Source organism: Streptomyces sp. NPDC050535, assembly GCF_044457665.1.
Taxonomy (GTDB): Bacteria; Actinomycetota; Actinomycetes; order Streptomycetales; family Streptomycetaceae; genus Streptomyces.
In genome coordinates this window covers 262,459-285,208 of record NZ_JBITHE010000003.1, presented here as the reverse complement: position 1 = coordinate 285,208, position 22,750 = coordinate 262,459, and the positions used below count along the sequence as shown (strand labels likewise).

The 22,750-nt window shown below is 70.2% G+C and carries 22 protein-coding genes; 11 read left to right on the top strand and 11 right to left on the bottom strand.

What is annotated here, in order from left to right:
• Positions 1-111: 111 nt before the first annotated feature.
• On the top strand, positions 112-294 hold the full coding sequence (locus tag ACIBLC_RS09340) for a hypothetical protein (protein WP_365440234.1): 183 nt from the start codon (positions 112-114) through the stop codon (positions 292-294).
• Positions 295-593: 299 nt separating this feature from the next.
• Here ACIBLC_RS09340 and ACIBLC_RS09335 read toward each other — a convergent pair whose 3' ends face one another.
• The 3 genes from ACIBLC_RS09335 to ACIBLC_RS09325 form a co-directional block, all read right to left on the bottom strand.
• The gene (locus tag ACIBLC_RS09335; protein ID WP_399210145.1) at positions 594-1,511 is read right to left on the bottom strand and encodes a hypothetical protein; all 918 of its coding nucleotides are present in this window, start codon (positions 1,509-1,511) and stop codon (positions 594-596) included.
• Between the two features lie 145 nt (positions 1,512-1,656).
• A complete protein-coding gene (locus ACIBLC_RS09330) occupies positions 1,657-1,962 on the bottom strand; it encodes a hypothetical protein (protein WP_399210446.1) in 306 nt (101 codons plus the stop codon).
• Between the two features lie 184 nt (positions 1,963-2,146).
• Complete coding sequence (locus tag ACIBLC_RS09325) at positions 2,147-2,680, bottom strand: PadR family transcriptional regulator (RefSeq protein WP_399210144.1); 534 nt, start codon at positions 2,678-2,680, stop codon at positions 2,147-2,149.
• 111 nt (positions 2,681-2,791) lie between these two features.
• Here ACIBLC_RS09325 and ACIBLC_RS09320 point away from each other — a divergent pair, with 111 nt between their 5' ends.
• Entirely contained in the window at positions 2,792-3,553 is a 762-nt protein-coding gene (locus ACIBLC_RS09320) for an alpha/beta fold hydrolase (RefSeq protein ID WP_399210143.1), read from the top strand.
• A 7-nt stretch (positions 3,554-3,560) separates the two neighbouring features.
• On the opposite strand, the gene ACIBLC_RS09315 is transcribed toward ACIBLC_RS09320, so the two are convergent.
• The gene (locus ACIBLC_RS09315; RefSeq protein ID WP_399210142.1) at positions 3,561-4,160 is read right to left on the bottom strand and encodes a class I SAM-dependent methyltransferase; all 600 of its coding nucleotides are present in this window, start codon (positions 4,158-4,160) and stop codon (positions 3,561-3,563) included.
• 152 nt (positions 4,161-4,312) lie between these two features.
• Between ACIBLC_RS09315 and ACIBLC_RS09310 the strand changes: the two genes are divergently transcribed.
• From ACIBLC_RS09310 to ACIBLC_RS09290, 5 genes are all read left to right on the top strand, one after another.
• A complete protein-coding gene (locus ACIBLC_RS09310) occupies positions 4,313-5,086 on the top strand; it encodes an MHYT domain-containing protein (RefSeq protein ID WP_399210141.1) in 774 nt (257 codons plus the stop codon).
• A gap of 61 nt (positions 5,087-5,147) precedes the next feature.
• A complete protein-coding gene (locus ACIBLC_RS09305) occupies positions 5,148-7,682 on the top strand; it encodes a nitrate- and nitrite sensing domain-containing protein (protein ID WP_399210140.1) in 2,535 nt (844 codons plus the stop codon).
• A complete protein-coding gene (locus ACIBLC_RS09300) occupies positions 7,679-8,116 on the top strand; it encodes a roadblock/LC7 domain-containing protein (RefSeq protein ID WP_399210139.1) in 438 nt (145 codons plus the stop codon). Before ACIBLC_RS09305 ends, ACIBLC_RS09300 begins: the two co-directional genes overlap by 4 nt.
• Positions 8,117-8,135: 19 nt before the next feature.
• Positions 8,136-8,549: a DUF742 domain-containing protein gene (locus ACIBLC_RS09295; protein ID WP_399210138.1), complete on the top strand. Its 414-nt coding sequence runs from the start codon at positions 8,136-8,138 to the stop codon at positions 8,547-8,549.
• A 238-nt stretch (positions 8,550-8,787) separates the two neighbouring features.
• Positions 8,788-9,393, top strand: coding sequence for a GTP-binding protein (locus tag ACIBLC_RS09290; RefSeq protein ID WP_399210137.1), 606 nt, complete (start codon positions 8,788-8,790; stop codon positions 9,391-9,393).
• 107 nt (positions 9,394-9,500) lie between these two features.
• Here the strand turns inward: ACIBLC_RS09290 and ACIBLC_RS09285 are convergent, their stop codons facing one another.
• Positions 9,501-9,929: a PPOX class F420-dependent oxidoreductase gene (locus ACIBLC_RS09285; RefSeq protein ID WP_399210136.1), complete on the bottom strand. Its 429-nt coding sequence runs from the start codon at positions 9,927-9,929 to the stop codon at positions 9,501-9,503.
• A 92-nt stretch (positions 9,930-10,021) separates the two neighbouring features.
• On the opposite strand from ACIBLC_RS09285, the gene ACIBLC_RS09280 reads away from it, so the two are divergent.
• Both ACIBLC_RS09280 and ACIBLC_RS09275 read left to right on the top strand, forming a co-directional pair.
• Entirely contained in the window at positions 10,022-10,432 is a 411-nt protein-coding gene (locus ACIBLC_RS09280) for a roadblock/LC7 domain-containing protein (protein WP_399210135.1), read from the top strand.
• 127 nt (positions 10,433-10,559) lie between these two features.
• Positions 10,560-11,657: a DUF6397 family protein gene (locus ACIBLC_RS09275; RefSeq protein WP_399210134.1), complete on the top strand. Its 1,098-nt coding sequence runs from the start codon at positions 10,560-10,562 to the stop codon at positions 11,655-11,657.
• A 16-nt stretch (positions 11,658-11,673) separates the two neighbouring features.
• Here ACIBLC_RS09275 and ACIBLC_RS09270 read toward each other — a convergent pair whose 3' ends face one another.
• Positions 11,674-12,540: an acyl-CoA thioesterase gene (locus tag ACIBLC_RS09270; RefSeq protein WP_399210133.1), complete on the bottom strand. Its 867-nt coding sequence runs from the start codon at positions 12,538-12,540 to the stop codon at positions 11,674-11,676.
• A 19-nt stretch (positions 12,541-12,559) separates the two neighbouring features.
• Entirely contained in the window at positions 12,560-15,073 is a 2,514-nt protein-coding gene (locus ACIBLC_RS09265) for a DEAD/DEAH box helicase (protein ID WP_399210132.1), read from the bottom strand.
• Between the two features lie 145 nt (positions 15,074-15,218).
• Between ACIBLC_RS09265 and ACIBLC_RS09260 the strand changes: the two genes are divergently transcribed.
• The gene (locus ACIBLC_RS09260; protein ID WP_399210131.1) at positions 15,219-16,013 is read left to right on the top strand and encodes a metal-dependent hydrolase; all 795 of its coding nucleotides are present in this window, start codon (positions 15,219-15,221) and stop codon (positions 16,011-16,013) included.
• A 17-nt stretch (positions 16,014-16,030) separates the two neighbouring features.
• On the opposite strand, the gene ACIBLC_RS09255 is transcribed toward ACIBLC_RS09260, so the two are convergent.
• From ACIBLC_RS09255 to ACIBLC_RS09240, 4 genes are all read right to left on the bottom strand, one after another.
• On the bottom strand, positions 16,031-16,321 hold the full coding sequence (locus tag ACIBLC_RS09255; RefSeq protein ID WP_399210130.1) for a type B 50S ribosomal protein L31: 291 nt from the start codon (positions 16,319-16,321) through the stop codon (positions 16,031-16,033).
• Positions 16,322-16,363: 42 nt separating this feature from the next.
• Positions 16,364-16,834, bottom strand: a complete 471-nt coding sequence (locus ACIBLC_RS09250; RefSeq protein ID WP_399210129.1) for a DUF5709 domain-containing protein — start codon at positions 16,832-16,834, stop codon at positions 16,364-16,366.
• 234 nt (positions 16,835-17,068) lie between these two features.
• Positions 17,069-18,850, bottom strand: a complete 1,782-nt coding sequence (locus ACIBLC_RS09245; RefSeq protein WP_399210128.1) for an ABC transporter ATP-binding protein — start codon at positions 18,848-18,850, stop codon at positions 17,069-17,071.
• The gene (locus ACIBLC_RS09240) at positions 18,847-20,691 is read right to left on the bottom strand and encodes an ABC transporter transmembrane domain-containing protein (protein ID WP_399210127.1); all 1,845 of its coding nucleotides are present in this window, start codon (positions 20,689-20,691) and stop codon (positions 18,847-18,849) included. The genes ACIBLC_RS09245 and ACIBLC_RS09240 overlap by 4 nt, the downstream gene beginning before the upstream one ends.
• A gap of 350 nt (positions 20,692-21,041) precedes the next feature.
• Here ACIBLC_RS09240 and ACIBLC_RS09235 point away from each other — a divergent pair, with 350 nt between their 5' ends.
• Positions 21,042-22,658 carry a peptide-N4-asparagine amidase gene (locus tag ACIBLC_RS09235; protein WP_399210126.1) on the top strand — a complete coding sequence of 539 codons (1,617 nt, stop codon included), beginning with the start codon at positions 21,042-21,044 and terminating at the stop codon, positions 22,656-22,658.
• Positions 22,659-22,750: the final 92 nt, after the last annotated feature.

Below are 22,750 nucleotides of genomic sequence, written 5' to 3'. Positions count from 1 at the left end.
TTGGCTAGGGGTAGGGCCTCAGGGTCCTTTCAGGGTCTCGGTCCGGAACCGTGGGAGGCACGGGCCCGTTCTCAAAACAGAGAGCGGCAGCAGCCGCGAAGGAGGCGACACATGTCGAAGAAAGCGAAGATCGCCGCAGGGGGTGTGGCGGTCGGGCTCATCCTGCTGATCTGGCTGCCCTGGTGGGCCGCCTTCCTGATCGTGCTGGGAGTGCCGGCGGCGGCGTACCTGGCGCTGGACCCCTCGCAGCGGCGCAGGCTGCGCCGTGTCACGCGCAAGGAGATCGGCCGCTGACGGGCCCCTGACGGGTGGCGCGGCCGTCGCGTCTTTGCTCAGCGCGTCCGAGTTCGGCAGCATCGTCGCTCGCGGGCCGGCCATTGGATTGGCGGGGTCCGCGAGCGGAGTTGCGTGCCCGGTTCCCGAGGCCGGGCACACGTTGGCTTCCCGGGCCGGGCTGCACCGCCGTCCCGTGCCGAGCCGTGCGGCGGCGTCCCATACGGCGCCGCACCCGCGTTCCACGCCGCGAGCGGTCTGGAAGCAGGCGCGCTGGCTTCATGAGGCCCGGGTCACGGGATATCGCGTGGCGCGACCGTTCAGCTGGGGCGCACCGCGATCTTGTCGAGGGCTTCCAGGAGGCCGGGAAGCTCCGGACCACGGCCGACGGGCAGGACTTCTCCGGGCTCCTCGTCGATGAGGACGAAGGCGATGTCGTCGGTCCTGGCGACCAGGGACCAGCCTGGTCCGTCGGCACGCAAGGTCCGTGCGTCGCTCGTGGCGAACGACGAGCGGACGCGGCCCAGTGGGGGTGGCGTGTCCACGTAGGAGCGCAGTTCCGCCAGGACCCGGCGGATGCCGCTGAGCTCCTCGGTGTCGGCGGTCTCGGTCTGGTCCGCAACGGTCCGGTCCCCTTCGACCGGTGCCACCTCGTTCAGGTCCGGCTCGGTCCTGTTCGCAGGATCGCGGGAGGCATTTTCTTCCGCCTGGGCCTCACCGTCGGGCATCACGAAATCCGCGTCGTTGATCTGTTCCCGCCAGGTCGCCCACTGAAGAGCGATCTCGTCGGCGCCGAGGCGACGCTGAGCCGCGCCCCAGATGGTGGTGTCCGGCGGGCGCAGCGGAGGCCGATCCGTGAGCTCGGGACCGGGGTCGTGCGGGGCCGGCACCCCCGGGGCCGCGACGGCCACGGCAAGTGGCCAGCCGGGCAGCGCGGAAATGACCGTGCGCTCGTCCGGCGACAGTTCGTGTTCCATGCCGCAGTCCCAGGAAGCGATGGCGACGGCGACCAGCGAGACGTCGTCGATGACGACCGTCCACCGCGCGCCTTCGCTGTCCTGGCCGATCACGAGACCGTACCCGTCGGCCAGGGGCGCCAGATCGAGCTCCGCGCAGGCCGCCGGATAGTCGTCCCCCAGCACACTGGGGAACTTCGCCGGTGTCAGCAGCACCGCCGTCAGCACGAACAGCGCGTCGTCGTCCCCGGCGGCGATGGCATCATCGTCCGTCCCGGCCATCCCAGCCTCCCCATCGCTACGTCCGTCGGCGCACCCTAATGCGACGGCGAGGCGCTTGTCACGAGCCCCTGGCGCACCCCAGCACACGTGGAGCTGCGGCTATCCGGCCGGACAGGGGCGAAATGACGTCCTGGGCGCCCACCCGTCACACGGCGGGCAGCCCGAGCAGGGTCCGGGTCACCGTCTGAGGGGACTCGTCACGCTCCCGCGCCAGGGCGATGACCGCCCGGCAGGCCAGCTCGGTCACGCCGAACGAAAGCGCCTCCGGTGACACCCAGGTCGCGGCCTCGTCGATCTGGTCCTGGTCGTCCTCCGCGCACGCCGACACGTACGCCGCGGCCGCCTCGAACAGGTTGTGCGTGGTCTTCTTCGGCCGTCGTGTCGAGGCCTGCCCTCGCGCGGACCGCTCGGACGTCTTCCCGGCCCATGTTTTGCGCAGTCTGCCGAACATACTGGACATCTGGCCGCCTTCCCCCTGCGACGGCCCGAGCGGGCCGTCGCTCACCGGTCATCTAATGCTACTCAAAGTAGAGTTGGAACTTCGGCGGCAAAAGGGGGTCAGCTCGGTGAAAAGGGATCTGCGGACGACTGTCGCGTCGCCGACCCGGGCGTCCCCGCCGTGTCCGGCGGGCGACTCACCCGCCGCCCCCGTCAAGTGAGTCGATCGTGGTCCGCAGCCACGCCAGTTCGGCCTTGCTGGTGGCCCGCGCGACGATGAGGATGCCGCGTCGGAAGGGATCGTCCAACTCCTCGGCGCGCAGCGGCTTGTCACCTTCGTAGAAGAAGCTCGCCGGCTCCTCCAGGAAGGTGAGCCTGCGCCGCAGGACGACGGCCTGTGCCCCCGGGTCTTCCAGATGCCTGAGGAAGGCGAGCACGGTGAACCAGCGGTTCTCGTCGGTGATGTCACGTTGTGCCGGTTCCGCGAGCCGGTGACGCAGCTCGCGACCGCCCTCCTCGGTGAGGGTCAGGACGTGACGCGGGGCTGCCACGGATCCGGGCCGTGTCGCCCGCGCCAGCAGGCCGGCCGTCTCCAGCCGCTTGATCGCGGGATACAGCGTGCCCTCGGCCACGGGCTTCACGTGGCCGGTCAGTGCGGTGATGCGTTTGCGCAGCTCATAGCCGTGCAGTGGGGTGTCGTACAGGAAACCGAGGATGGCCAGCTCGAGCATCCCCACATTCTGCCGCACCTCACTGCGCATACATCGCTTCGTCGATACATCGGTATCGATGTATTGTCCCGGGAGACCGGAAAACGGTGAAGCGGCACAGGGGAGAGCGTGATGAAGCAGGCCGAGTTCGACGGCAGGGGGAGCCACATCCGTTGGACGGAGACGGCGGGTGCCGAACCGGCGCGCGTGTACGTCCATGGACTGGGGGCGACTTCGACGGTCTACAGCGCGCACATCGCGGCCCGGCCCGAACTGGCGGGCCGCCGAACCCTGTTCGTCGATCTGCCCGGCCACGGCATCAGCGACAGGCCCCAGGACTTCGGCTACACGCTGGAGGATCACGCCGACGCGCTGGCCGCGGCTCTGGACGCCGGCCGTGCCGCCGGGGCGGAACTCGTCGCGCACAGCATGGGCGGCGCCGTCGCCATCGTGCTCGCCCACCGGCGGCCCGACCTCGTCTCGCGACTGGTTCTCGTGGAGGCGAACCTCGACCCGTATCCGCCGCTCAAGGCGGGCAGCAGCGGCATCGCCTCCTACGAGGAGGACGACTACGTCGAGAACGGCGGCCACGCGCGCGTGCTCGACAGGATCGGCCCCTCCTGGGCGGCCACCATGCGCCTCGCCGACCCGCGCGCGCTGCACCGCACGGCGACCGGACTCGCGCGGGGCACGCGACCTACGATGCGGCACATGCTCCTGGGCGTGACGGCGGACCGCGTCTGTCTCCAGGGTGAGCTGAGCGGCGAACTCCCGGGCAGGGAAGGCCTGGAGGCCGCTGGGGTGCGGGTGGTGACCGTCCCCGCGGCCGGGCACAACATCATGTTCGACAACCCCGACGCCTTCGTGGCGGAGATCGCCGGACAGGCCGCCTGAGGCGCTGTCAGCGGCGGCGCGCGGCCAGGGCGAGGAATCGGGCGTCCTCGTCCACGTACGACGTCATGTCCCAGCCGGAGCCGGCCAGCAGAGGACCGAGGTTGGCCTCGTCGCGCTGGTCGTCCGGAGTGATCCGCCGGCCCTGGCGAGCCGCGAGCGCCGCCCGGCCGATCGGGTGGAAAAGCGCCAGGGTGCCGCCGGGCCGTACGATTCGGGCCAACTCCCTCAGGTTCTCCGCGGGGTTCGGCAGGTGGGCGACGAGTCCCGCCGCGAACACGGCGTCCAGCGACTCGGTGCGCAGGGGCAGCCTGGCGACGTCGGCGAGCAGCAACTGCCCGTCGCGGTCCCGGCCGGCCTTTACGGCGGCCTCCAGCATGGCTGGAGTCAGATCGGCCCCGAGGACCACTCCGGAGGGGCCCACAACCGCTCGCAGCGGCGGCAGGGCGCGCCCGGTGCCACAGCCCGCGTCGAGAACGCGGTCGCCCTCGCGCAGCCCCGACTCGGCGACCGCGGCCGTGTAGGCGGGGGCGTCGTCGGGAAACCGGGTGTCCCAGTCGGCCGCGCGGGCCCCGAAGAACTCCTGGACATGTGTGTGGTGATCGCTCATGTTCCGCATGATCCCTCACCGACACGAAGTGTGACCCGGCGCACATGTTCGAGCGGGCCGCGATCGTTCAGTTGCACCTCTCCGTCATATTGCAACACCTTTCGAAATGCGCCCCCTTTGGGCGCCCCTGCTCGGACTAGCGTCCCTGAGCCATGGGACACCTGGACCACGCCGCCTTCGGCTGGCTGACCCCCGTGCTGTCGTACGCGATGGCCTGCATCGGCGCCGCCTTGGGGCTGCGCTGCACCGTCCGCGCGCTCGGCGCCACCGGGCGGTCGCGCCGCAACTGGCTCCTCACCGCCGCCTCGGCGATCGGCACCGGCATCTGGACTATGCACTTCGTGGCGATGCTGGGCTTCAGCGTCAGCGGTACGGAGATGCGCTACGACGTGCCGTTGACCATCGTCAGCCTGCTCGTCGCCATGGTCGTCGTCGGCGCGGGCGTCTTCGCCGTCGGCTACGGCCGCGACCGGGGTCGGGCCCTCGTCCTCGGCGGGCTCACCACCGGGCTGGGCGTCGCGAGCATGCACTACCTGGGTATGGCCGCGTTGCGGCTGCACGGCGACGTGCACTACGACCCGGCGCTCGTCGGGCTCTCCGTCGTGATCGCCGTGGTCGCCGCGACGGCGGCCCTGTGGGCGGCACTCAACATCCAGGCCCCGGTGGCGGTCGCCCTCGCGTCCCTCGTCATGGGAGCGGCCGTGAGCAGCATGCACTACACCGGAATGATCGCGGTGAGCGTGCGAGTCAGCCCCTCCGGTGACGCCCTGCCCGGGGCCACCGCGATGCAGTTCATCTTCCCGCTCGCTGTCGGCCTCGGGTCCTATCTGTTCCTGACGTCCGCGTTCGTCGCGCTGTCGCCGACGGCCGGTGAGCGCGAGGCGTCCGCGTCGGCCCAGCGGCCGGTCGAGAGCGTCGCCCGCTGACGGCGAAGCCGGTGCCATGAGGGCCGGCAGGCAGGACCCGAACCATCCGAGCGAGGAGGCCATGCGTACACCCCGTAGGACCCCCATAACCGGCGCCGAGCCGCCGCCCCGGCCTCCGGCACGAGGACGGCGCGCGCACGCGGGCCGGCCGGCCGACGAGCGCGTGGACACCGACGAGACCGTCACCGGGGTGCCACCGGAGACACCCCCGCGCGCGGGACCGTGGCGTATCCGCCCTCGCACCGTGCGGGCCAAGATCGTCTGCCTCCTGATGGTGCCGGTCGTCTCGCTGCTCGCCCTGTGGGCGTACGCCACGGTGACGACCGCCCAGGACATCGCACGGCTGAGGCAGTTGCAGAGTGTGGACTCCACGGTCCGAGGCCCGGTCGACGCCGCCGTCGCCGCTCTGCAGAGCGAACGCGTGGCGGCCGTCCGGTACGCGACCGCCCCCGCCGCCGAGCGCGAGAGCGACCTCAAGGAGCTGTCCGGGCGCACCGACCGGGCGGTGGCGAAGCTGCGACTCGGCGAGCGCAGCACTGTCGCCGACGGCGCGGACCTCCCCGCCGGAGTGGCCACGCGCCTCGAAGCCTTCGTCACCGAAGCCGAGAAACTGCGGTTGCTGCGAGCTTCCGTACTGGAGCGCCGTACGGGGTGGGACAAGGCGTACGGGACGTACACCAGGACCATCTCGACGGCTTACGCCGTGGGCGGCGCGCTCACCGGCATCCAGGACGCCGATCTGGGTTCGGACGCACGCGTGCTGCTCGAATTCTCCCGGGCCGGGGAAGCGCTCGCCCAGGAGAACGCGGTGCTGACCGGCGCCCGACTTGCCAGGACTCTCGACGGCGAGCGACTGCGGCTCTTCACAGGGGCCGTCGAAACCCGCCGTACCCTGACCGACGCGGCCGTGTCGGATCTCAGCGGGCCCGAACGAGCCGCCTGGGACGACCTCGTGGCGGGGAGCGCGTACGGCGACGTGCGCGCCGTCGAGGACAAGGTGCTCGCGGCCCAGCCCGGCGGCAGGGCGATCGCCGCCGCGCCGGAAGCGGACTGGCACACCGCCCACGCGCGCGTGCAGAACGGAATGCGGACGATCGAGGAGAACGCGGCCCGCGGTGTCGCGGACCGGGCCGATCCGTTCACCCGCGGCGTGCTCACACCGGCCGGTGCCGCGGTTCTGTTCGGGCTCGCCGCCGTCGTCGCGTCGCTTGTCATCTCGGTACGCATCGGACGTGGTCTCGTCATCGAGCTGGTGAGCCTGCGCAACAGCGCTCTGGAGATCGCGCGCCGCAAACTCCCGCAGGCCATGCGCAGACTGCGCGCGGGAGAGGAGATCGACGTCCGGGTGGAGGCCCCGCCGGGGCCGCCCGCGGAGGACGAGGCCGGACAGGTCGCGGAGGCACTGAGCACCGTGCACCGCGCCGCCCTGCGCGCCGCCGTCGAACGCGCGGAACTCGCCAGCGGAATCTCCGGGGTCTTCGTCAACCTGGCCCGCCGCAGCCAGGTTCTCGTGCACCGGCAGCTGAACCTGCTGGACAGCATGGAGCGCAGGTCCGACGACCCGAACGAGCTGAGCGACCTGTTCCGGCTCGACCACCTCACCACACGGATGCGGCGCCACGCGGAGAGCCTGATCATCCTCTCCGGAGCCGCACCCGGCCGCGCCTGGCGGATGCCGGTCTCCCTGACGAACGTGGTCCGCGCGGCCGTCTCCGAAGTCGAGGACTACGCGCGCGTGGAGGTGCGACAACTTCCCGAGGCATCGGTGGCGGGTGGCGCGGTGGCCGACCTCACCCACCTGCTGGCGGAGATCGTCGAGAACGCCGCGCAGTTCTCGCCGCCGCACACCAGAGTTCGGGTCAGCGGCGAACACGTCGGCAACGGCTACGTCGTGGAGGTCGAGGACCGCGGGCTCGGCATGGGCAAGGAGACCCTCGCCGAGGCCAACCGCCGGATCGAGCAGTCCGAGACGCTCGACCTCTTCGACAGCGACCGGCTCGGCCTCTTCGTGGTCAGCAGGCTCGCGGCCCGGCACGACATCAAGGTGCACCTGCGGACCTCGCCGTACGGCGGTACCACCGCGGTCGTTCTGCTGCCCACACCCCTGCTGCACGGCGGCACGGCGGAACGTTCCCCCCGCAGGGCCGGCCCCGCGAAACCCGCGGAACGCGAGTACGCGCGCGTGTCGGCCGCCCCGGAGCAGGACTCCGTTCAGGCCGTTACCGAGCGGCCGGCGCTGGTGCCCCCCGTACAGACCGCCGTCGAATCCCCGGCGAACGGTTCGCCCGAGAAGCCGCCCCCCGGAGTCACCACGTTGCGGCTGCACCGGCCTCCCGAAGACCCCGAGGAGTCCGACGACCTCCCCCGGCGGGTACGGCAGGCGAGTATCGCGCCCCAACTGCGCGAACAGCGCTCCGAGGAGCCGGTGGCAACGCCCGGCGACCGGACGGACGACCAGCGGACCCCCGAACTCGTACGGGACCGTATGTCGGCCTACCGCGACGGCTGGGCGCGCGGTAGCGGCAGGTCACCCGGCCGCCGTGCCACAGCCGTGCCCGAAGCGGGCGGCGACAGCAGCGAAGGAGACCCCGCATGATCCAGGATCCGAGCATGAGGGCCGCCCAGCAGTCCGGGGAACTCGACTGGCTGCTGGACGACCTGGTACTGCGCGTGGCTGAGGTGCGGCACGCGGTGGTGCTGTCGAACGACGGACTCGCGGTGGGCGCGTCCACCGACCTGCGGCGTGAGGACGCCGAGCACCTCGCGGCCGTCGCCTCCGGCTTCCACAGCCTGGCCAAGGGCGCTGGACGGCACTTCGGTGCCGGCGGCGTACGCCAGACCCTGGTGGAGATGGACGACGGTTTCCTGTTCGTGGCGGCCGCGGGCGACGGGTCGTGTCTCGCCGTCCTCACCGCCGTGACAGCCGACATCGGCCTGGTGGCGTACGAGATGGCGCTACTGGTCAAGCGGGTCGGCGAACACCTCTACACGCCGGCGCGCGTCGGTGCGCAGCCGCCCGCAGCCGGATGACCGAGGACGGTCGGTGCAGATGACCGAGGACATGCAGCGCGCCCTTCCACAGGAGGGCAGCCAGTGGTACGACAACGAGGCCGGACCTCTGGTCCGCCCTTACGCGATGACGGGTGGCCGCACCGAACCGGGTCCCACTGGCGTGCGCTTCGACCTGATTGCTCTTGTCACACTCGACGGCTCCGCACCTGGCGCCGACGACGACACCTCACTGGGACCGGAACACCGGGCCCTGATCGAGCTGTGCCGTGCCGAGACACAGTCGGTGGCCGAACTCTCCGCCGACGCCGACCTGCCGGTGGGCGTGGTCAGGGTGCTCCTGGGCGATCTCCTGGAACTCGGCTGCGTCACGGTGAGCCGCCCGGTGCCGCCCGCCCAACTTCCCGACGAGCGGATTCTCCGCGAGGTGATCGATGGACTGAGGGCGCTGTAGATGAACCAAGTCGACCTGACCTGCGCGCATTTGCCGACACCTTCGGACACCGGGTGGGCGCGAGCGGGCCGCAATGGACAACTGGCGTCCATTCCCTCGAAGGGGGACCGAAGTTGTCATGATGCTGACTCCGCGCACCCGCGCAGCTACCAGGCGCGCTTCCACAGACATACCGGCCCGGATCCCGAACGGACGTACCCGCGTCGACCGTTGCCGGCACTCCCGAGAGAAGTGATCGATGGGCCCCGAGAACTCCGATGCCTCGGATGGCGACATGACGTCCCTGGCATTGAAGATACTGGTCGCCGGTGGATTCGGCGTCGGCAAGACCACCCTGGTCGGCGCGGTCAGTGAGATCAGGCCGCTGCGTACCGAGGAACTGCTGAGCGAGGCTGGGCAGTCGGTGGACGACACCGAGGGCGTGGACCACAAGGTCACGACGACCGTAGCCATGGACTTCGGCCGCATCACCATCAGGTCAGGTCTCTCGCTCTACCTTTTCGGAACCCCGGGCCAGGACCGGTTCTGGTTCCTGTGGGACGAACTCTCGCAGGGAGCCCTCGGCGCTGTCGTCCTCGCGGACACCCGGCGGCTCGAGGACTGTTTCCCCGCGGTGGACTACTTCGAGCACCGGCACATCCCGTTCCTGGTGGCCGTCAACTGCTTCACGGGTGCCCGTTCCTACGGTGCCCAGGATGTGTCCCGTGCCCTCGATCTCGACCAGGGCACGCCCGTGGTGCTCTGCGACGCCCGCGACCGCGACTCCGGGAAGGAGGTGCTGATCCGTCTTGTCGAACATGCCGGGCGGGTCCACACCGCCCGGCTGCTCGACTCCGTCGGCTGAGGCCGCTCACGGTTGCCTCAGCCGACGGTGACCTCTGCCGGCCCTCCGCCCCGTCGGCCTTCGGCTCCCGGGGTGGGGCTTGGCCGGCCGCGTACGGATCGTGAGTCTCAGTCGGCCACGGCGGCGTAGGCCAGCACCTTGCTGATCCTTACGCGTACGAGGAGTTCACCGGGAACCCCGTTGCGCTCCCCGAACTCCGCGGCGCGCTCCTCGCCCATGTACCGGGCGCCGATCCGAGCCGCCCAGTGCCGTAGTTCGTCGAGATCCTCCGACAGTTCTGCCCGTCCTTCCAGCACGACGAAGTCGAAGGGTGGCCGGTCGTCGTCCACACACAACGCGACCCGCCCGTCCCGGGCCAGATTCCGTCCCTTGACGCTCTCCTTCGCGGTGTTGAAGACCAGGTCCTCGCCGTCCAGCAGAAACCAGATCGGCGTCACGTGCGGACCTCCGTCGGCCCGGACGGTCGACAGTTTTCCGGTGCGGGTTCCGTGCGAGACGAACGCCCGCCATTGCTCATCGGTCATCTTCTGTGCCATGCCCCCATCCTCCTTGCCGGGGCAGCGGCTGTGGTGAAGGCTGGCTGGTCAGATCCTCCTGCCAGGGGGAGAGACCACGGGGGGACGGGATCATGGCGCAGACGGGACTCGGCTGGCTGCTGGACGACCTCACGGAGCGTGTCGAACATGTACGGCACGTTTTAGTGCTGTCCAATGACGGGCTGGTGAGGGGCGCGAGTTCGGGCCTTCGTCGGGAGGACGCCGAACATCTCGCGGCCGTCTCGTCAGGACTGCACAGCCTCGCCAAGGGCTCGGGCCGGCACTTCGGAGCGGGCCAGGTGCGCCAGACGATGATCGAGTTCGATGCCGCGGTACTTTTCGTCACCGCGGCGGGCGACGGCAGCTGTCTGTGTGTCCTCAGCGACGCGGAGGCCGACATCGGCCAGGTCGCGTACGAGATGACCCTGCTCGTGAACCGCGTCGGCGAGCATCTCGGCGTGGACGCGCGGCATCCGGGAAACGCACCCCGCGAAGACCTCTGACCTGCGTATACGGCGTCGCGGCCCGAGTTATCCACAGGCTCGGCGCAAGATCCGCCGAACCGGCTACGGTTTTTCCCAGGCAAGCGCACGTCAGCGCGAGCAACTCGTACGACGGGGGAGAGCCACCATGTCGGGCAACACCATCACGGCCAACTCGCAGACCATCGAGTCCGCGGTTCGCATCGCGGTCACCGCCACTTCTGCGACGGGCCCAGTAGACACAGGCACCCGCCGACCGCACCTCGCGCTCAGCCGTGCCGCACGAGAACTCGACCTCAAGCGAGGTGAGTTCGACCTCGCCGTGCAACTCGGGTGCGTCCGGACTCTCCCCGACGAAGGGGGAGGAGGACGCCGGGTCTCCCGCGCGGAGATCGACCGGGTGCGCTCCCAGAGCGGCCATCCCGAGACTCTGCGGGATCGCGTCAAGGCCGTGGGCACGACAGAGGGAGCCGCCCTCATGGACGTGACGACCGCCAGGTTCACGCGCCTCGCCCGACTGGGTCTGGTGGTGCCGGTACGTTTTTACCTCAACCGCTACCGGGCGGTCGTGTGGCTGTATCTGGCAGAAGAGCTGCGGCAGTTCGCGGCCGACAAGGACAACGCCCGGCTGCTCAGCGGCCGTACACCCGAAGTATTCCGCGGCCAGTTGAACGAAGGCCTTGATCTCCGGCCCCGTAACTGGCGAGGGCGCCACATGGGATTCCTGCTGCGACAGACCGAGGACCCCTGGGAGCGGGCCGCGATTGTGGCGTCCCTGCTCGCCCCGGTCCAGGTCGCCGAGGTCGTCCGGGATCCGTACGAGCGTGCGTATGTGAACCGCCTCGGACCCGAACGCGCCTCCCATGGCGCACCTGACTCGCCGGCCGCGCACACCGCCTCACGGATCATGACCGCCGGCGACCCCGACGAGATCGGCTGGCTCCGGGCCGACTTGGGTCACTTTCTCGCCGAAGCCCGCGCTCTGCGACCTGCTCCGCGCCTTGTCCCGAGCCCTGAGCCAAGTGCCTCACAGCCGACCGATTCCCATCCGACGGCGTCACGTCTGACCGGCTCAAAGCCGCCTGCCGTCCAATCGCCTGCCGTCCAGCCACCCGCGGCGCGGATGTCTGCCTCACAGCCGTCGGCCTCCCGGCCGGGGCCGGCCGTCCCGCCGGAGCGGCCGATGACCGACGAGCCCGAGCGACCAAGGAAGTTGCTCGGCTGGCTGCGCCGCAGGAACCCCTGACCAGCCGAGCAATTCCTTACAGCGCCCGGAAAAGGCCCTCCTGGACGACCGAGACGAGCAGTCGACCCTCCAGATCGTAGATGCGCCCGCGGGCCAGCCCACGCCCGCCCGTCGCGATCGGGGACTCCTGGTCGTACAGGAACCACTCGTCCGCACGGAACGGCCGGTGGAACCACATGGCGTGATCCAGCGAGGCCATGTCGAAACCTCGCGGACCCCACAACGGTTCCACCGGAATGCGGACGGCGTCCAAAAGCGTCATGTCACTCGCGTACGTCAGCGCGCAGGTGTGCACGAGCGGGTCGTCGCCCAGCGGCCCGACGGCGCGCATCCACACCGCACTGCGCGGCTCGGCGTCCTTGATCTCCTCTGGGGTCCAGCGGAGCCGGTCCACATAGCGGATGTCGAAGGGCTGACGCCGGGCCATGCGCTCCAACGCTTCGGGGAGCGCGCCCAGATGGGCCTTGATCTCCTGCGCCAACGTCGGCAGTGATTCCGGATCGGGGACTTCGCGGGCCGGCGGCAGTTGGTGCTCGAAGCTCCCTTCCTCAGGCCTGTGAAAGGAGGCGGTCAGATTGAAGATCGTGCGGCCCTGCTGCACGGCGGTGACGCGCCGGGTGGTGAACGACCGCCCGTCCCGCACCCGTTCGACCTGGTACACGATCGGCACGCCCGGGATCCCCGGGCGCAGGAAGTACGCGTGCAGCGAGTGCACCGGCCGGCCGGCCTCCGTGGTGCGCCCGGCGGCGACCAACGCCTGGCCGGCCACCTGGCCGCCGAACACCCGCTGCAGTGACTCCTGCGGGCTGCGCCCACGGAAGATGTTGACCTCGATCTGCTCCAGGTCGAGCAGATCGACGAGGCTCTCGGCTGGATTCGTCATGTGTGGGTTTCTCCTGTGCTCACAACTGGCCGACGTCGGTGACGCGGACGACCGCGCGGCTCTCGGCATCGGACGCGGTGAGGTCGACCTCCGCGCTGATGCCCCAGTCATGATCGCCGTTCGGGTCGGCGAAGGTCTGCCGGACGCGCCACAGGCGGTTCTCCGGCTCCTCCACGATCGACAGCAGCTTGGGCCCGCGGGCGTCGGGTCCGGTCCCGAGGTCCTCGTACTCGTCCCAGTACTTGTCCATCGCCTCGCCCCAGGCATCGGCGTCCCAGCCGGAGTCGGCGTCCATCTCACCGAGCTCGTTCACATGGTCGAGGGCGGCGAGTTCTACGCGCCGGAACATGGAGTTGCGGACCAAGACGCGGAAGGCGCGGGCGTTCGCGGTGACCGGCTTGACCTCGTCGGCCTTCTCCTGAGCCTCCTCGGCCGTCATCACCTCGGGGTTGGCGAGCTGTTCCCACTCATCCAGGAGGCTGGAGTCGACCTGGCGCACCATCTCGCCCAGCCAGGCGATCAGGTCCTCCAGGTCCTCGGACTTGAGATCGTCCGGGACAGTGTGCTCAAGCGCCTTGTAGGCACTGGCCAGGTACCGCAGCACGATGCCCTCGGTGCGGGCGAGCTCGTAGAAGGAGACGAACTCGGTGAAGGTCATCGCCCGTTCGTACATGTCACGGATGACGGACTTCGGCGACAGCGGATGGTCACCGACCCACGGATGGCTCTTGCGGTAGACGTTGTAGGCGTGGAAGAGCAGCTCCTCCAGCGGCTTGGGGTACGACACGTCCTGGAGCCGCTCCATGCGGTCCTCGTACTCGACGCCGTCCGCCTTCATCGCCGCCACGGCCTCACCGCGCGCCTTGTTTTGCTGGGCCGCGAGGATCTGCCGCGGATCGTCCAGCGTGGACTCGACCACGGACACCATGTCCAGGGCGTACGAGGGGGATTCGGGCTCCAGGAGCTCGAACGCGGCGAGCGCGAAGGTCGACAGCGGCTGGTTGAGCGCGAAGTTCTGCTGGAGATCGACCGTGAGGCGCACGATGCGGCCCTCGGCGTCCGGCTTGTCGAGCTTCTCGACGACGCCGCCGTCGAGAAGCGAGCGGTAGATGGCGATCGCCCGCCGGATGTGGCGCAGCTGCTGCTTGCGCGGCTCGTGGTTGTCCTCCAGGAGATGCCGCATCGCCTCGAAGGCGTTCCCGGGCCGGGCGATCACCGAAAGGAGCATGGTGTGCGTGACCCGGAAGCGGGAGGCCAGCGGCTCTGGATCGGAGGTGATGAGCTTCTCGAAGGTGTTGTCCGTCCAGCCGACGAAGCCCTCGGGAGCCTTCTTGCGCACCACCTTGCGGCGCTTCTTCGGATCGTCGCCGGCCTTGGCGAGCGACTTCTCGTTCTCGATGACGTGCTCGGGCGCCTGGCCGACGACGAAGCCCGCGGTGTCGAAGCCCGCCCGTCCGGCACGGCCGGCGATCTGGTGGAACTCGCGGGCACGAAGAGTCCGGACCCGGGTGCCGTCGTACTTCGTCAGAGCCGTGAACAGCACGGTGCGGATGGGCACGTTGACGCCGACGCCGAGGGTGTCCGTACCGCAGATGACCTTCAGAAGTCCGGCCTGGGCCAGTTTTTCCACGAGCCGTCGGTACTTGGGCAGCATGCCGGCGTGGTGCACGCCGATACCGTGGCGCACGTAGCGGGAGAGGTTCTGGCCGAACTTGGTGGTGAAGCGGAAATTGCCGATCAGGTCGGCGATCTTGTCCTTCTCCTCGCGTGTGCACATGTTGATGCTCATCAGCGCCTGCGCCCGCTCCACGGCCTGGGCCTGCGTGAAGTGCACGATGTAGACGGGAGCCTGCTTGGTGGCCAGCAGCTCGGTGATCGTCTCCGTCAGCGGGGTCAGTACGTATTCGTAGGACAGCGGCACGGGCCGGGTCGCCGAGCGGACCACCGACGTGGGACGGCCGGTGCGCCTGGTGAGGTCCTTCTCGAACATCGAGACGTCGCCGAGCGTCGCCGACATCAGGATGAACTGCGCCTGAGGCAGTTCCAGGATCGGGATCTGCCAGGCCCAGCCGCGATCGGCCTCCGCGTAGAAGTGGAACTCGTCCATCACGACCTGGCCGACATCGGCGTGCTTTCCGTCGCGCAGCGCGATGGACGCCAGCACCTCGGCGGTACAGCAGATGATGGGGGCATCGGCGTTCACGGAGGCGTCGCCGGTCAGCATGCCGACGTTCTCGGTGCCGAACATCTTGCACAGCTCGAAGAACTTCTCCGAGACGAGCGCCTTGATCGGCGCCGTGTAGAAGGTGACCTCGTCGCGGGCGAGCGCCGCGAAGTGCGCACCCGCGGCGATCATGCTTTTTCCCGAGCCCGTGGGTGTCGAAACGATCACGTTCGCACCCGAGACCACCTCGATCAGCGCCTCCTCCTGGTGGGGATAGAGGGTGAGACCGCGTTCCCCGACCCACGACTCGAAGGCTTCGTAGAGGGCGTCGGGGTCTGCGGTCCGCGGCAGCTGATCGATAAGGGTCACGACCCCATCTTGCCTGTGAACCCACGCGAGGGGGGAATCGGATGCGCGTCCGAAGATCGCGAACGTTACGCTGTGGCGCCGACGAGGCGTCAGCACACGCGGGCAACTGGACAGCGGCACAAGAGCAATGGGGCGACGAACGGCCATGATGGGACCAGCACATTCACTGTCGGGGGCCGCGGCCTGGCTCGGTGTCGGAGCGGCGGCGGCCGCCGCCGGTCATGCCATGCCCTGGCCGGTCCTCCTGGTCGGCGCGCTGATCTGCGCGGGCGCCGCGCTCGCCCCCGACCTGGACCACAAGGCGGCCACCATCTCGCGCGCCTTCGGACCCGTGTCCAAATGGGTGTGCGAGGTCGTCGACAAGCTCTCGTACGCTGTCTACAAGGGGACGCGCAAGGCTGGCGACCCCCGTCGCTCCGGCGGGCATCGCACGTTGACGCACACCTGGCTGTGGGCTGTGCTGCTCGGTGCGGGCGGCTCGGTCGCCGCGATCACCGGGGGACGCTGGGCTGTCCTGGGCCTGCTCTTCGTGCATCTGGTGCTCGCCATCGAGGGCCTGTTGTGGCGGGCGACCCGTGGTTCCAGCGCCGATGTCCTGGTCTGGCTCCTCGCCGCGACCAGTGCCTGGATCCTCGCGGGGACCCTGGACAAGCCGGGCAACGGCGCGGACTGGCTGTTCACAGCACCGGGCCAGGAGTACCTGTGGCTGGGGCTGCCGATCGTCCTGGGCGCCCTGGTGCACGACATCGGGGACGCGCTGACGGTCTCCGGCTGCCCGATCCTGTGGCCCATCCCGGTCGGCCGCAGGCGCTGGTACCCGATCGGGCCGCCCAAGATGCTTCGCTTCCGGGCGGGCAGCTGGGTGGAGCTGAAGGTGCTGATGCCGGTGTTCATACTGCTGGGCGGGGTGGGCTGTGCGGCGGCACTCAACTTCATCTGAGTGACCGGGTCACGCGATCACGCCGTACCGGTCTCGCCACTGCCGGTCTTGTCACTGCCCTGGCCACCAGTCCCGTATCGCCTCTCGAACTGAGCGATCCGTCCCTCCGAGTCCACCGTCCGGGCCTTCCCGGTGTAGAACGGGTGGCTCTCCGAGGAGATCTCGACGTCCACGACGGGGTAGGTCTCGCCGTCGTCCCAGTCGATGGTCCTGTCGCTCGTGGCGGTGGAGCGAGTGAGGAAGGCGTAGCCGGCGGCGCGGTCGCGGAAGACGACGGCGTGGTAGTCGGGCTGCTTGTCCTGCTGCATGCGTGCTCCTCGGGTGGAAGGGGCGGGACGGGCCCGGCCCGGTCAGTCGTAGGGGGAGTCCTCGTCGACAATGTGCATGGCGGCCTCTTCAGCGGAGGCCGCGGCGCCGTCGATCCCGACGTCCGTGGCGAAGAGCTCTTTCTCCTCGTCCTCGTGTGCCCCCTCGTCGGGGGCCACGAGACGGCCGGAGCGGAGCGCGCCCACCTCGTTGTCGAGAGGCTCGCCGTCGCTGTCCTCCCAGTCGCCGATGCCGTCCCCGGGAGGTGTGGTGATGTCGGGGAGTTCCTCCGCGAGGCGCTGGTCCAGGGTCTCGCCCTGTTGGGCTTCCTCGGCGGTGACGCCGGAGTGCTCCACCGCCCACGGCCGTTCCGGTGGGGACCAGCCCCGGTCGAGTGGATCATCGACGCCGTCGGCGTCCAGGGTGTCCTCGGCGTCGAGCAGCCCCGCGTCGTCCTGCACCTCGGATCCGTCGGGCTGGTAGACGTCGTCTCCCCATCCGTCGGCGCTGTCCACGGAGACCTCCTGGTGATGCGGGCCGGGCCCGGTACCGAAGCGCTCGAGGGCGGGCGCTCGGGCCGCTGGACACAGGCGTCGCCCGGTGTGAACCAGGTGGTGCCCGGAGGTTCCCGGGGCCGGTGTCCACATCCAGCCTTCCACCCCCCTTCGGCAGCGCGCAACGCCACACGGTCCGGGAATGTGCGCTCCTGGGTGTCCAGGAGCGCACAGGGACCGGCCAGGTTCGTCCGCTCACCCGTGCCAGGACCGCCAGAGCGCCGCGTACGCGCCGTCGGCGGCGACCAGCTCGTCGTGACTGCCGAGCTCGCTTATGCGGCCGTTCTCGACGACGGCGATGACGTCCGCGTCGTGAGCGGTGTGCAGCCGGTGGGCGATGGCGACCACTGTGCGGCCGTCGAGGACGCGCGCCAGGGAGCGTTCCAGGTGACGTGCCGCGCGCGGGTCGAGGAGCGAGGTCGCCTCGTCCAGGACCAGCGTGTGGGGGTCGGCGAGTACCAGCCGGGCCAGCGCGATCTGCTGGGCCTGGGCCGGAGTCAGCGCCAGCCCGCCCGAGCCGACCTCGGTGTCCAGGCCGTCGTCCAGGGCCTGGGCCCAGCCGTCCGCGTCGACCGCACCGAGCGCCGCCCACAGCTCGGAGTCGTCGGCTCCCGTCCGGGCGAGCAGCAGGTTGTCGCGCAGGGAGCCCACGAAGACGTGGTGCTCCTGGTTGACCAGGGCCACGTGGGAGCGCACCTCTTCGGCGGGCATCCGCGACAGCTCGGCGCCGCCGAGGGTGACCCGCCCGTTTCGCGGGGCGTAGATCCCGGCGAGCAGGCGGCCCAGCGTGGATTTGCCCGCGCCGGAAGGGCCGACCAGGGCGAGCCGGGTGCCGGGGGCGACGGCGAGGGAGACGTCCCGGAGGACGTCCACCCCCGCGCGGTAGCCGAAGTTCACCTGGTCGGCCCGCACGTCGCGTCCGTCCGGGGCCACCCCGGGGTCGCCCGCGGCGGGCTCGATCTCCCGGACACCGACCAGACGGGCCAGCGAGACCTGGGCGACCTGCAGCTCGTCGTACCAGCGAAGGATCAGTCCCACCGGATCGACGAGCATCTGCGCGATGAGGGCGCCCGTCGTCAGCTGGCCCACGCCGATCCAGCCCTGGAGGACGAAGACGCCGCCGATCATCAGGACCGAGCAGAGGACGGTGACATGGGTGATGTTGACGACGGGGAAGAGCACCGAGCGCAGGAAGAGCGTGTAGCGCTCCCAGGAGGTCCACTCCTTGACCCGGCGGTCCGACAGGGCGATACGACGCTCGCCCAGGCGGTGGGCCTCGACGGTACGCCCGGCGTCCACGGTCTCGGCGAGAGCACCGGCGACGGCGGCGTAGCCGGCGGCCTCGGAGCGGTAGGCGGACGGTGCGCGCTTGAAGTACCAGCGGCAGCCGACCACCAGGAGCGGTACGGCGAGCAGTACGGCGGGGGCGAGCGGCGGCGCCGTCACCGCGAGTCCGCCCAGCAGCAGTACGACCCATACGACGCCGATGGTCAGCTGGGGTACGGCCTCGCGCATCGCGTTGGCGAGCCGGTCGATGTCCGTGGTGATGCGGGACAGCAGGTCGCCCGTCCCGGCCCGCTCCAGCACGCCGGGCGGCAGGCCCACCGACCGGACGAGGAAGTCCTCGCGCAGGTCGGCCAGCATCCGTTCGCCGAGCATGGCGCCGCGCAGCTGCACCTGCCGTACGAAGACGGCCTGGACGACGAGAGCGACCACGAACAGCGCGATCGTGCGCTCCAGGTGGAGTTCGCGCGCGTGGTCCGAGACCCGCTCGACGACGGAGCCCAGCAGGTAGGGCCCGGCCATCGAGGCCACGACGGACACCGTGTTGACGGTGAGGAGCAGCAGGAAGGCCCGGCGATGCCGTTGGAAGAGTTCGGCCACGTAGGCGCGTACGGTCGCGGGGGCGCCGACGGGCAGCGTGTTCGCCGTCGTCGGGGCGGCCGGGTCGTACGCCGGTGGCGCCAGGCCGATCATGCGGTCTCCTCGATTTCTTCCAGTACGTCGTCCAGTTCGTCCTCGCCGAGCTCGTCCAGGACGGCTTCTTCTTTCAGCACGGCCGCCAGGGCACTGTCGGCCGAGGCCTCCTCGTCGGTCTCCCGGGTCACCACGGCCCGGTACCGCGGCTCTGTGTGCAGCAGTTCGCGGTGTACGCCGACCGCCGCGACCTCGCCCTCGTGCACAAGGACGACGCGGTCCGCGTGGTCCAGGAGCAGCGGCGAGGAGGTGAAGACCACCGTGGTGCGGCCGGTGCGCAGGGAGCGGACGCCGTCGGCGATCCGTGCCTCGGTGTGTGAGTCGACGGCGGACGTCGGTTCGTCGAGGACGAGCACCTCGGGGTCGGTGATCAGCGACCGGGCCAGTGCGAGCCGCTGGCGCTGGCCTCCCGACAGGGAGCGGCCGCGTTCGGTGACGCGGGCGTCCATCGGATCCTCGGTGTCCAGGGTCCCCTCACGGAGCGCGTCCAGCACGTCGCCGCACTGCGCGGCCGCCAGCGCCTCGGCGGCGCTCACCGCGCCCGAGGAGGGCACGTCGAGCAGCTCGCGCAACGAGCCGGACAGCAGCACCGGGTCCTTGTCCTGGACGAGGACGGCGGTGCGGGCGGAGTCGAGGGGCAGTTCGTCCAGCGGCACTCCGCCGAGGAGCGCCGAGGTGCCCTCGACGCCGGGATGTCCGCCCAGCCGCTCGGCGAGCAGCCCGGCCACGTCCGGGTCACCGCACACCACGGCGGTGAGCCGTCCGGTCGGTGCCAGCAGCCCGGTCGCGGGGTCGTACAGGTCCCCGTCCGGCTGCTGCGCCGATCGTGACCCGCCGCTGTCCATGGCTCGTTCCAGGGACAGCACCCGGGCCGCGCGCTTGGCTGAGGGGCGGGAGAAGGAGTACGCCATGGCGATCTCTTCGAAATGGCGCAGGGGGTAGGTGAGCAGCATGACCGCGCTGTAGACGGTGACCAGCTCACCGACCGTGATCCGGCCGTCGCGGGCCAGACCCACGCCGTGCCAGATGACGACGATCATCAGCAGACCCGGCAGCAACACCTGGATCGCGGAGATCAGTGACCACATCCGGGCACTCCGTACGGCGGCGTGGCGAACCTCCTGGGAGGCTCGGCGGTAGCGGTCGAGGAACAGTTCCTCGCCGCCGATGCCGCGCAGCACCCGCAGGCCCGCGACGGTGTCCGAGGCCAGCTCGGTGGCGCGCCCGGCCTTCTCGCGCTGGAAGTCGGCGCGACGGGTGGCCCGGGGAAGCAGCGGGAGGACGGAGAGTGCAAGGAGGGGCATGCCCGTGGCGACAACCACACCGAGTGCCGGTTGGTAGACGACCAGGCCGACACAGACGAGCACGATGGTCAGCGCCGCCGCCGTGAACCGGGAGACCGCCTCGACGAACCAGCCGATCTTCTCGACGTCACCGGTGGAGACGGCGACGACCTCGCCGGCCGCGACCCGGCGGGTCAGCGCGGAGCCGAGCTGGGCGGTTTTGCGGGCCAGTAGTTGCTGGACGCGCGCGGCGGCCAGGATCCAGTTGGTGACTGCGGCGCGGTGCAGCATGGTCTCGCCCAGCGCGATGCCGGCGCCGCACAGCACCATCAGCCCGCCGGTCCAGGCCAGCCGGGTGCCGGAGCGATCGACGACGGCCTGCACGGCGAGGCCCACACAGAACGGCAGCCCGGCGACCGACACGAAGTGCAGCAGCCCCCAGGCGAGGGCCTTGAACTGCCCACCGAGCTGATTCCGGCCGAGCCACCACAGGAATCGGGGACCCGAGCGCGCGTCGGGCACTCCCGGGTCGGGATACGGAAGGTCTTGAATCTGCATGACGTCCAAGTGGCTCGTGTCAGGGGGTGGAGGACCCGTGGAATCCGCGGCCGATCGCCGCGGAGCTCGGCAACGGTCGGCAACCCTTGGCGACCGTTGGCAACAAACCGTGAAAGGTTCGCGTCACAGCGTGGTCGAAAGCAAACCATTTTCCGCCTCAGGGCAAAGAACCGGCCGCGGTCTGCCGCCTATGCGGTGGATTGCGCAAGAGAGGCATATCTCGGACGTATCTCGGGCCTGCCGCGCTGACCGGCAGCCCGATGTGTCCCTTTCCCGTCGGAGGCCGCGGTGACCCGCGAGGAGAGGAGGGGCCATTGCGGCCGGAGCCAACTCCCCGTAGAACACGGCCCATGAGAAGACGGATCATCATGTCCATGCTCGCCGGGGCGACTCTCGTGGCGAGCACCCTCCTCGGGGCCGGCCCGGCGTCCGCCGCCGAATTCGCCGCCCCGCCCGCCGAGTTCGGCACCGACTGGCACGATCCGCTCACCGCGGCACCGCCCGTCGCCAAGCCCGGCACGCGATCGTGTGAAATCACCGTCGCCCAGGCACAGTTCAGGGACTTCACGCCATATCGGGGCAACTACACGCCGCCCGAGGGCTGCGGAGATCGCTGGAGCAAGGTGGTGCTGCGGCTCGAAGGCAACGTCAAGGGCAGGCAGTACGACCGTCTCGGCTACCTCCACATCGGCGGCGTCGAGGTCTTCCGCACGTCCACTCCCCAGCCCTCGCCGGACGGCATCGAGTGGTCCGTCGAGAAGGACGTCACGCGCTACAGCGACACGTTGCGCGCCGAACAGCCCGTCGAGATGCTCATCGGCAACGTTGTCGACGACACGTACACGGGCATCATCGACGTCGAGGTCACGCTGACGTTCTACGCCGCCGAGGGAGCCGCCAAGTCGGCCACGGTCGCGGCCCCCGACCGCGTCCTCACCCTCGAGGACGGCGCCCTCATCACACCGCGCAACAGCGAGCGCATCGTTGCCGAGGTGTACGCGACCGGGTCCGGCGGCGGCTGTGAGGAGTACTGGTATCTGACGGTGCCCGACTCGGCGCCGTATTCATGCCAGGCCGACAACGGCCCCTACCGGGAGGTGCAGATCAATGTCGACGGCCAACTCGCCGGCATCGCCGCGCCGTTCCCGACCGTGTGGACCGGTGGCTGGTCCAACCCCTACCTCTGGTACGTGATTCCGGGCCCGCGCGCCTTCGACATCAAGCCCGTCGAGTACGACCTGACGCCGTTCGCGGGACTCCTCAACGACGGTCGCCCGCACCGGATCGACGTCTCCGTCGTGGGTGTCCCCGAGGGGCAGACCGGATGGAGCGCTCCGGTCAACGTCCTCGTCTGGCAGGACGCGAAGCGCGCTCACGTGGGTGGTGCGCTGACACAGGTCAAGGCGGGCACTCTCGTCAACTCCTCGACGCACACGCCTGGTCCGGAACACCGCCTGGACACCGAAGGCGGCCACCGGCTGACGGTCGCCGGGTACGTGGACACCTCGCACGGCCGGGTGAGGACGACGGTGAGCCGCGAACTGGCGAACACCTCCGTACACCGCTGGACCGACGGCGAGAACACGGACGGGCTCAAGGCCACCTGGACCGACGACGAGACGGTCACCGTCGACGGGCGGGGTCCGGCCGCGATGACCCGCACACAGCGCACGTACACGATGGACGGGACGACCGCACTCGGTGCCGGCGACCGGCTGCGCACCGTCCTGAGCCTCGGCGACCGGGCTGCTGTCGACGAGTTCCGGGGCGGCCGACGCGTCGCCTGGTCACGGCTCGACGACACCTACGCGGGCGATGCGACCTATACGGCGAACGTGCCGCGCGACCAGCGCCACGCGGTCGGCACGACGCGTGAGCGCTACCGGCTGTACGGCTCGGCCGGGTGTCATGACCGCACCCTGGTCACCGTGCAGGGCGTACTGACGCAGGACCGCGGCGGCTGCTGAGACGGTGCGGCGGCGCGGGGCGCCACCAGGGGGATCGCGGCGCCGACTCCGGCAGTACGGAGTCGGCGCCGCGATCCGTCGTGGGGTCTCTC

Excerpts from the sequence above, each read along its gene's own strand:
- ACIBLC_RS09340 (WP_365440234.1), top strand. The coding sequence starts at position 112 with ATGTCGAAGAAAGCGAAGATCGCCGCAGGGGGTGTGGCGGTCGGGCTC.
- ACIBLC_RS09335 (WP_399210145.1), bottom strand. The coding sequence starts at position 1,511 with ATGGCCGGGACGGACGATGATGCCATCGCCGCCGGGGACGACGACGCG.
- ACIBLC_RS09330 (WP_399210446.1), bottom strand. The coding sequence starts at position 1,962 with ATGTTCGGCAGACTGCGCAAAACATGGGCCGGGAAGACGTCCGAGCGG.
- ACIBLC_RS09325 (WP_399210144.1), bottom strand. The coding sequence starts at position 2,680 with ATGCTCGAGCTGGCCATCCTCGGTTTCCTGTACGACACCCCACTGCAC.
- ACIBLC_RS09320 (WP_399210143.1), top strand. The coding sequence starts at position 2,792 with ATGAAGCAGGCCGAGTTCGACGGCAGGGGGAGCCACATCCGTTGGACG.
- ACIBLC_RS09315 (WP_399210142.1), bottom strand. The coding sequence starts at position 4,160 with ATGAGCGATCACCACACACATGTCCAGGAGTTCTTCGGGGCCCGCGCG.
- ACIBLC_RS09310 (WP_399210141.1), top strand. The coding sequence starts at position 4,313 with ATGGGACACCTGGACCACGCCGCCTTCGGCTGGCTGACCCCCGTGCTG.
- ACIBLC_RS09305 (WP_399210140.1), top strand. The coding sequence starts at position 5,148 with ATGCGTACACCCCGTAGGACCCCCATAACCGGCGCCGAGCCGCCGCCC.
- ACIBLC_RS09300 (WP_399210139.1), top strand. The coding sequence starts at position 7,679 with ATGATCCAGGATCCGAGCATGAGGGCCGCCCAGCAGTCCGGGGAACTC.
- ACIBLC_RS09295 (WP_399210138.1), top strand. The coding sequence starts at position 8,136 with ATGACCGAGGACATGCAGCGCGCCCTTCCACAGGAGGGCAGCCAGTGG.
- ACIBLC_RS09290 (WP_399210137.1), top strand. The coding sequence starts at position 8,788 with ATGGGCCCCGAGAACTCCGATGCCTCGGATGGCGACATGACGTCCCTG.
- ACIBLC_RS09285 (WP_399210136.1), bottom strand. The coding sequence starts at position 9,929 with ATGGCACAGAAGATGACCGATGAGCAATGGCGGGCGTTCGTCTCGCAC.
- ACIBLC_RS09280 (WP_399210135.1), top strand. The coding sequence starts at position 10,022 with ATGGCGCAGACGGGACTCGGCTGGCTGCTGGACGACCTCACGGAGCGT.
- ACIBLC_RS09275 (WP_399210134.1), top strand. The coding sequence starts at position 10,560 with ATGTCGGGCAACACCATCACGGCCAACTCGCAGACCATCGAGTCCGCG.
- ACIBLC_RS09270 (WP_399210133.1), bottom strand. The coding sequence starts at position 12,540 with ATGACGAATCCAGCCGAGAGCCTCGTCGATCTGCTCGACCTGGAGCAG.
- ACIBLC_RS09260 (WP_399210131.1), top strand. The coding sequence starts at position 15,219 with ATGATGGGACCAGCACATTCACTGTCGGGGGCCGCGGCCTGGCTCGGT.
- ACIBLC_RS09255 (WP_399210130.1), bottom strand. The coding sequence starts at position 16,321 with ATGCAGCAGGACAAGCAGCCCGACTACCACGCCGTCGTCTTCCGCGAC.
- ACIBLC_RS09245 (WP_399210128.1), bottom strand. The coding sequence starts at position 18,850 with ATGATCGGCCTGGCGCCACCGGCGTACGACCCGGCCGCCCCGACGACG.
- ACIBLC_RS09240 (WP_399210127.1), bottom strand. The coding sequence starts at position 20,691 with ATGCAGATTCAAGACCTTCCGTATCCCGACCCGGGAGTGCCCGACGCG.
- ACIBLC_RS09235 (WP_399210126.1), top strand. The coding sequence starts at position 21,042 with ATGAGAAGACGGATCATCATGTCCATGCTCGCCGGGGCGACTCTCGTG.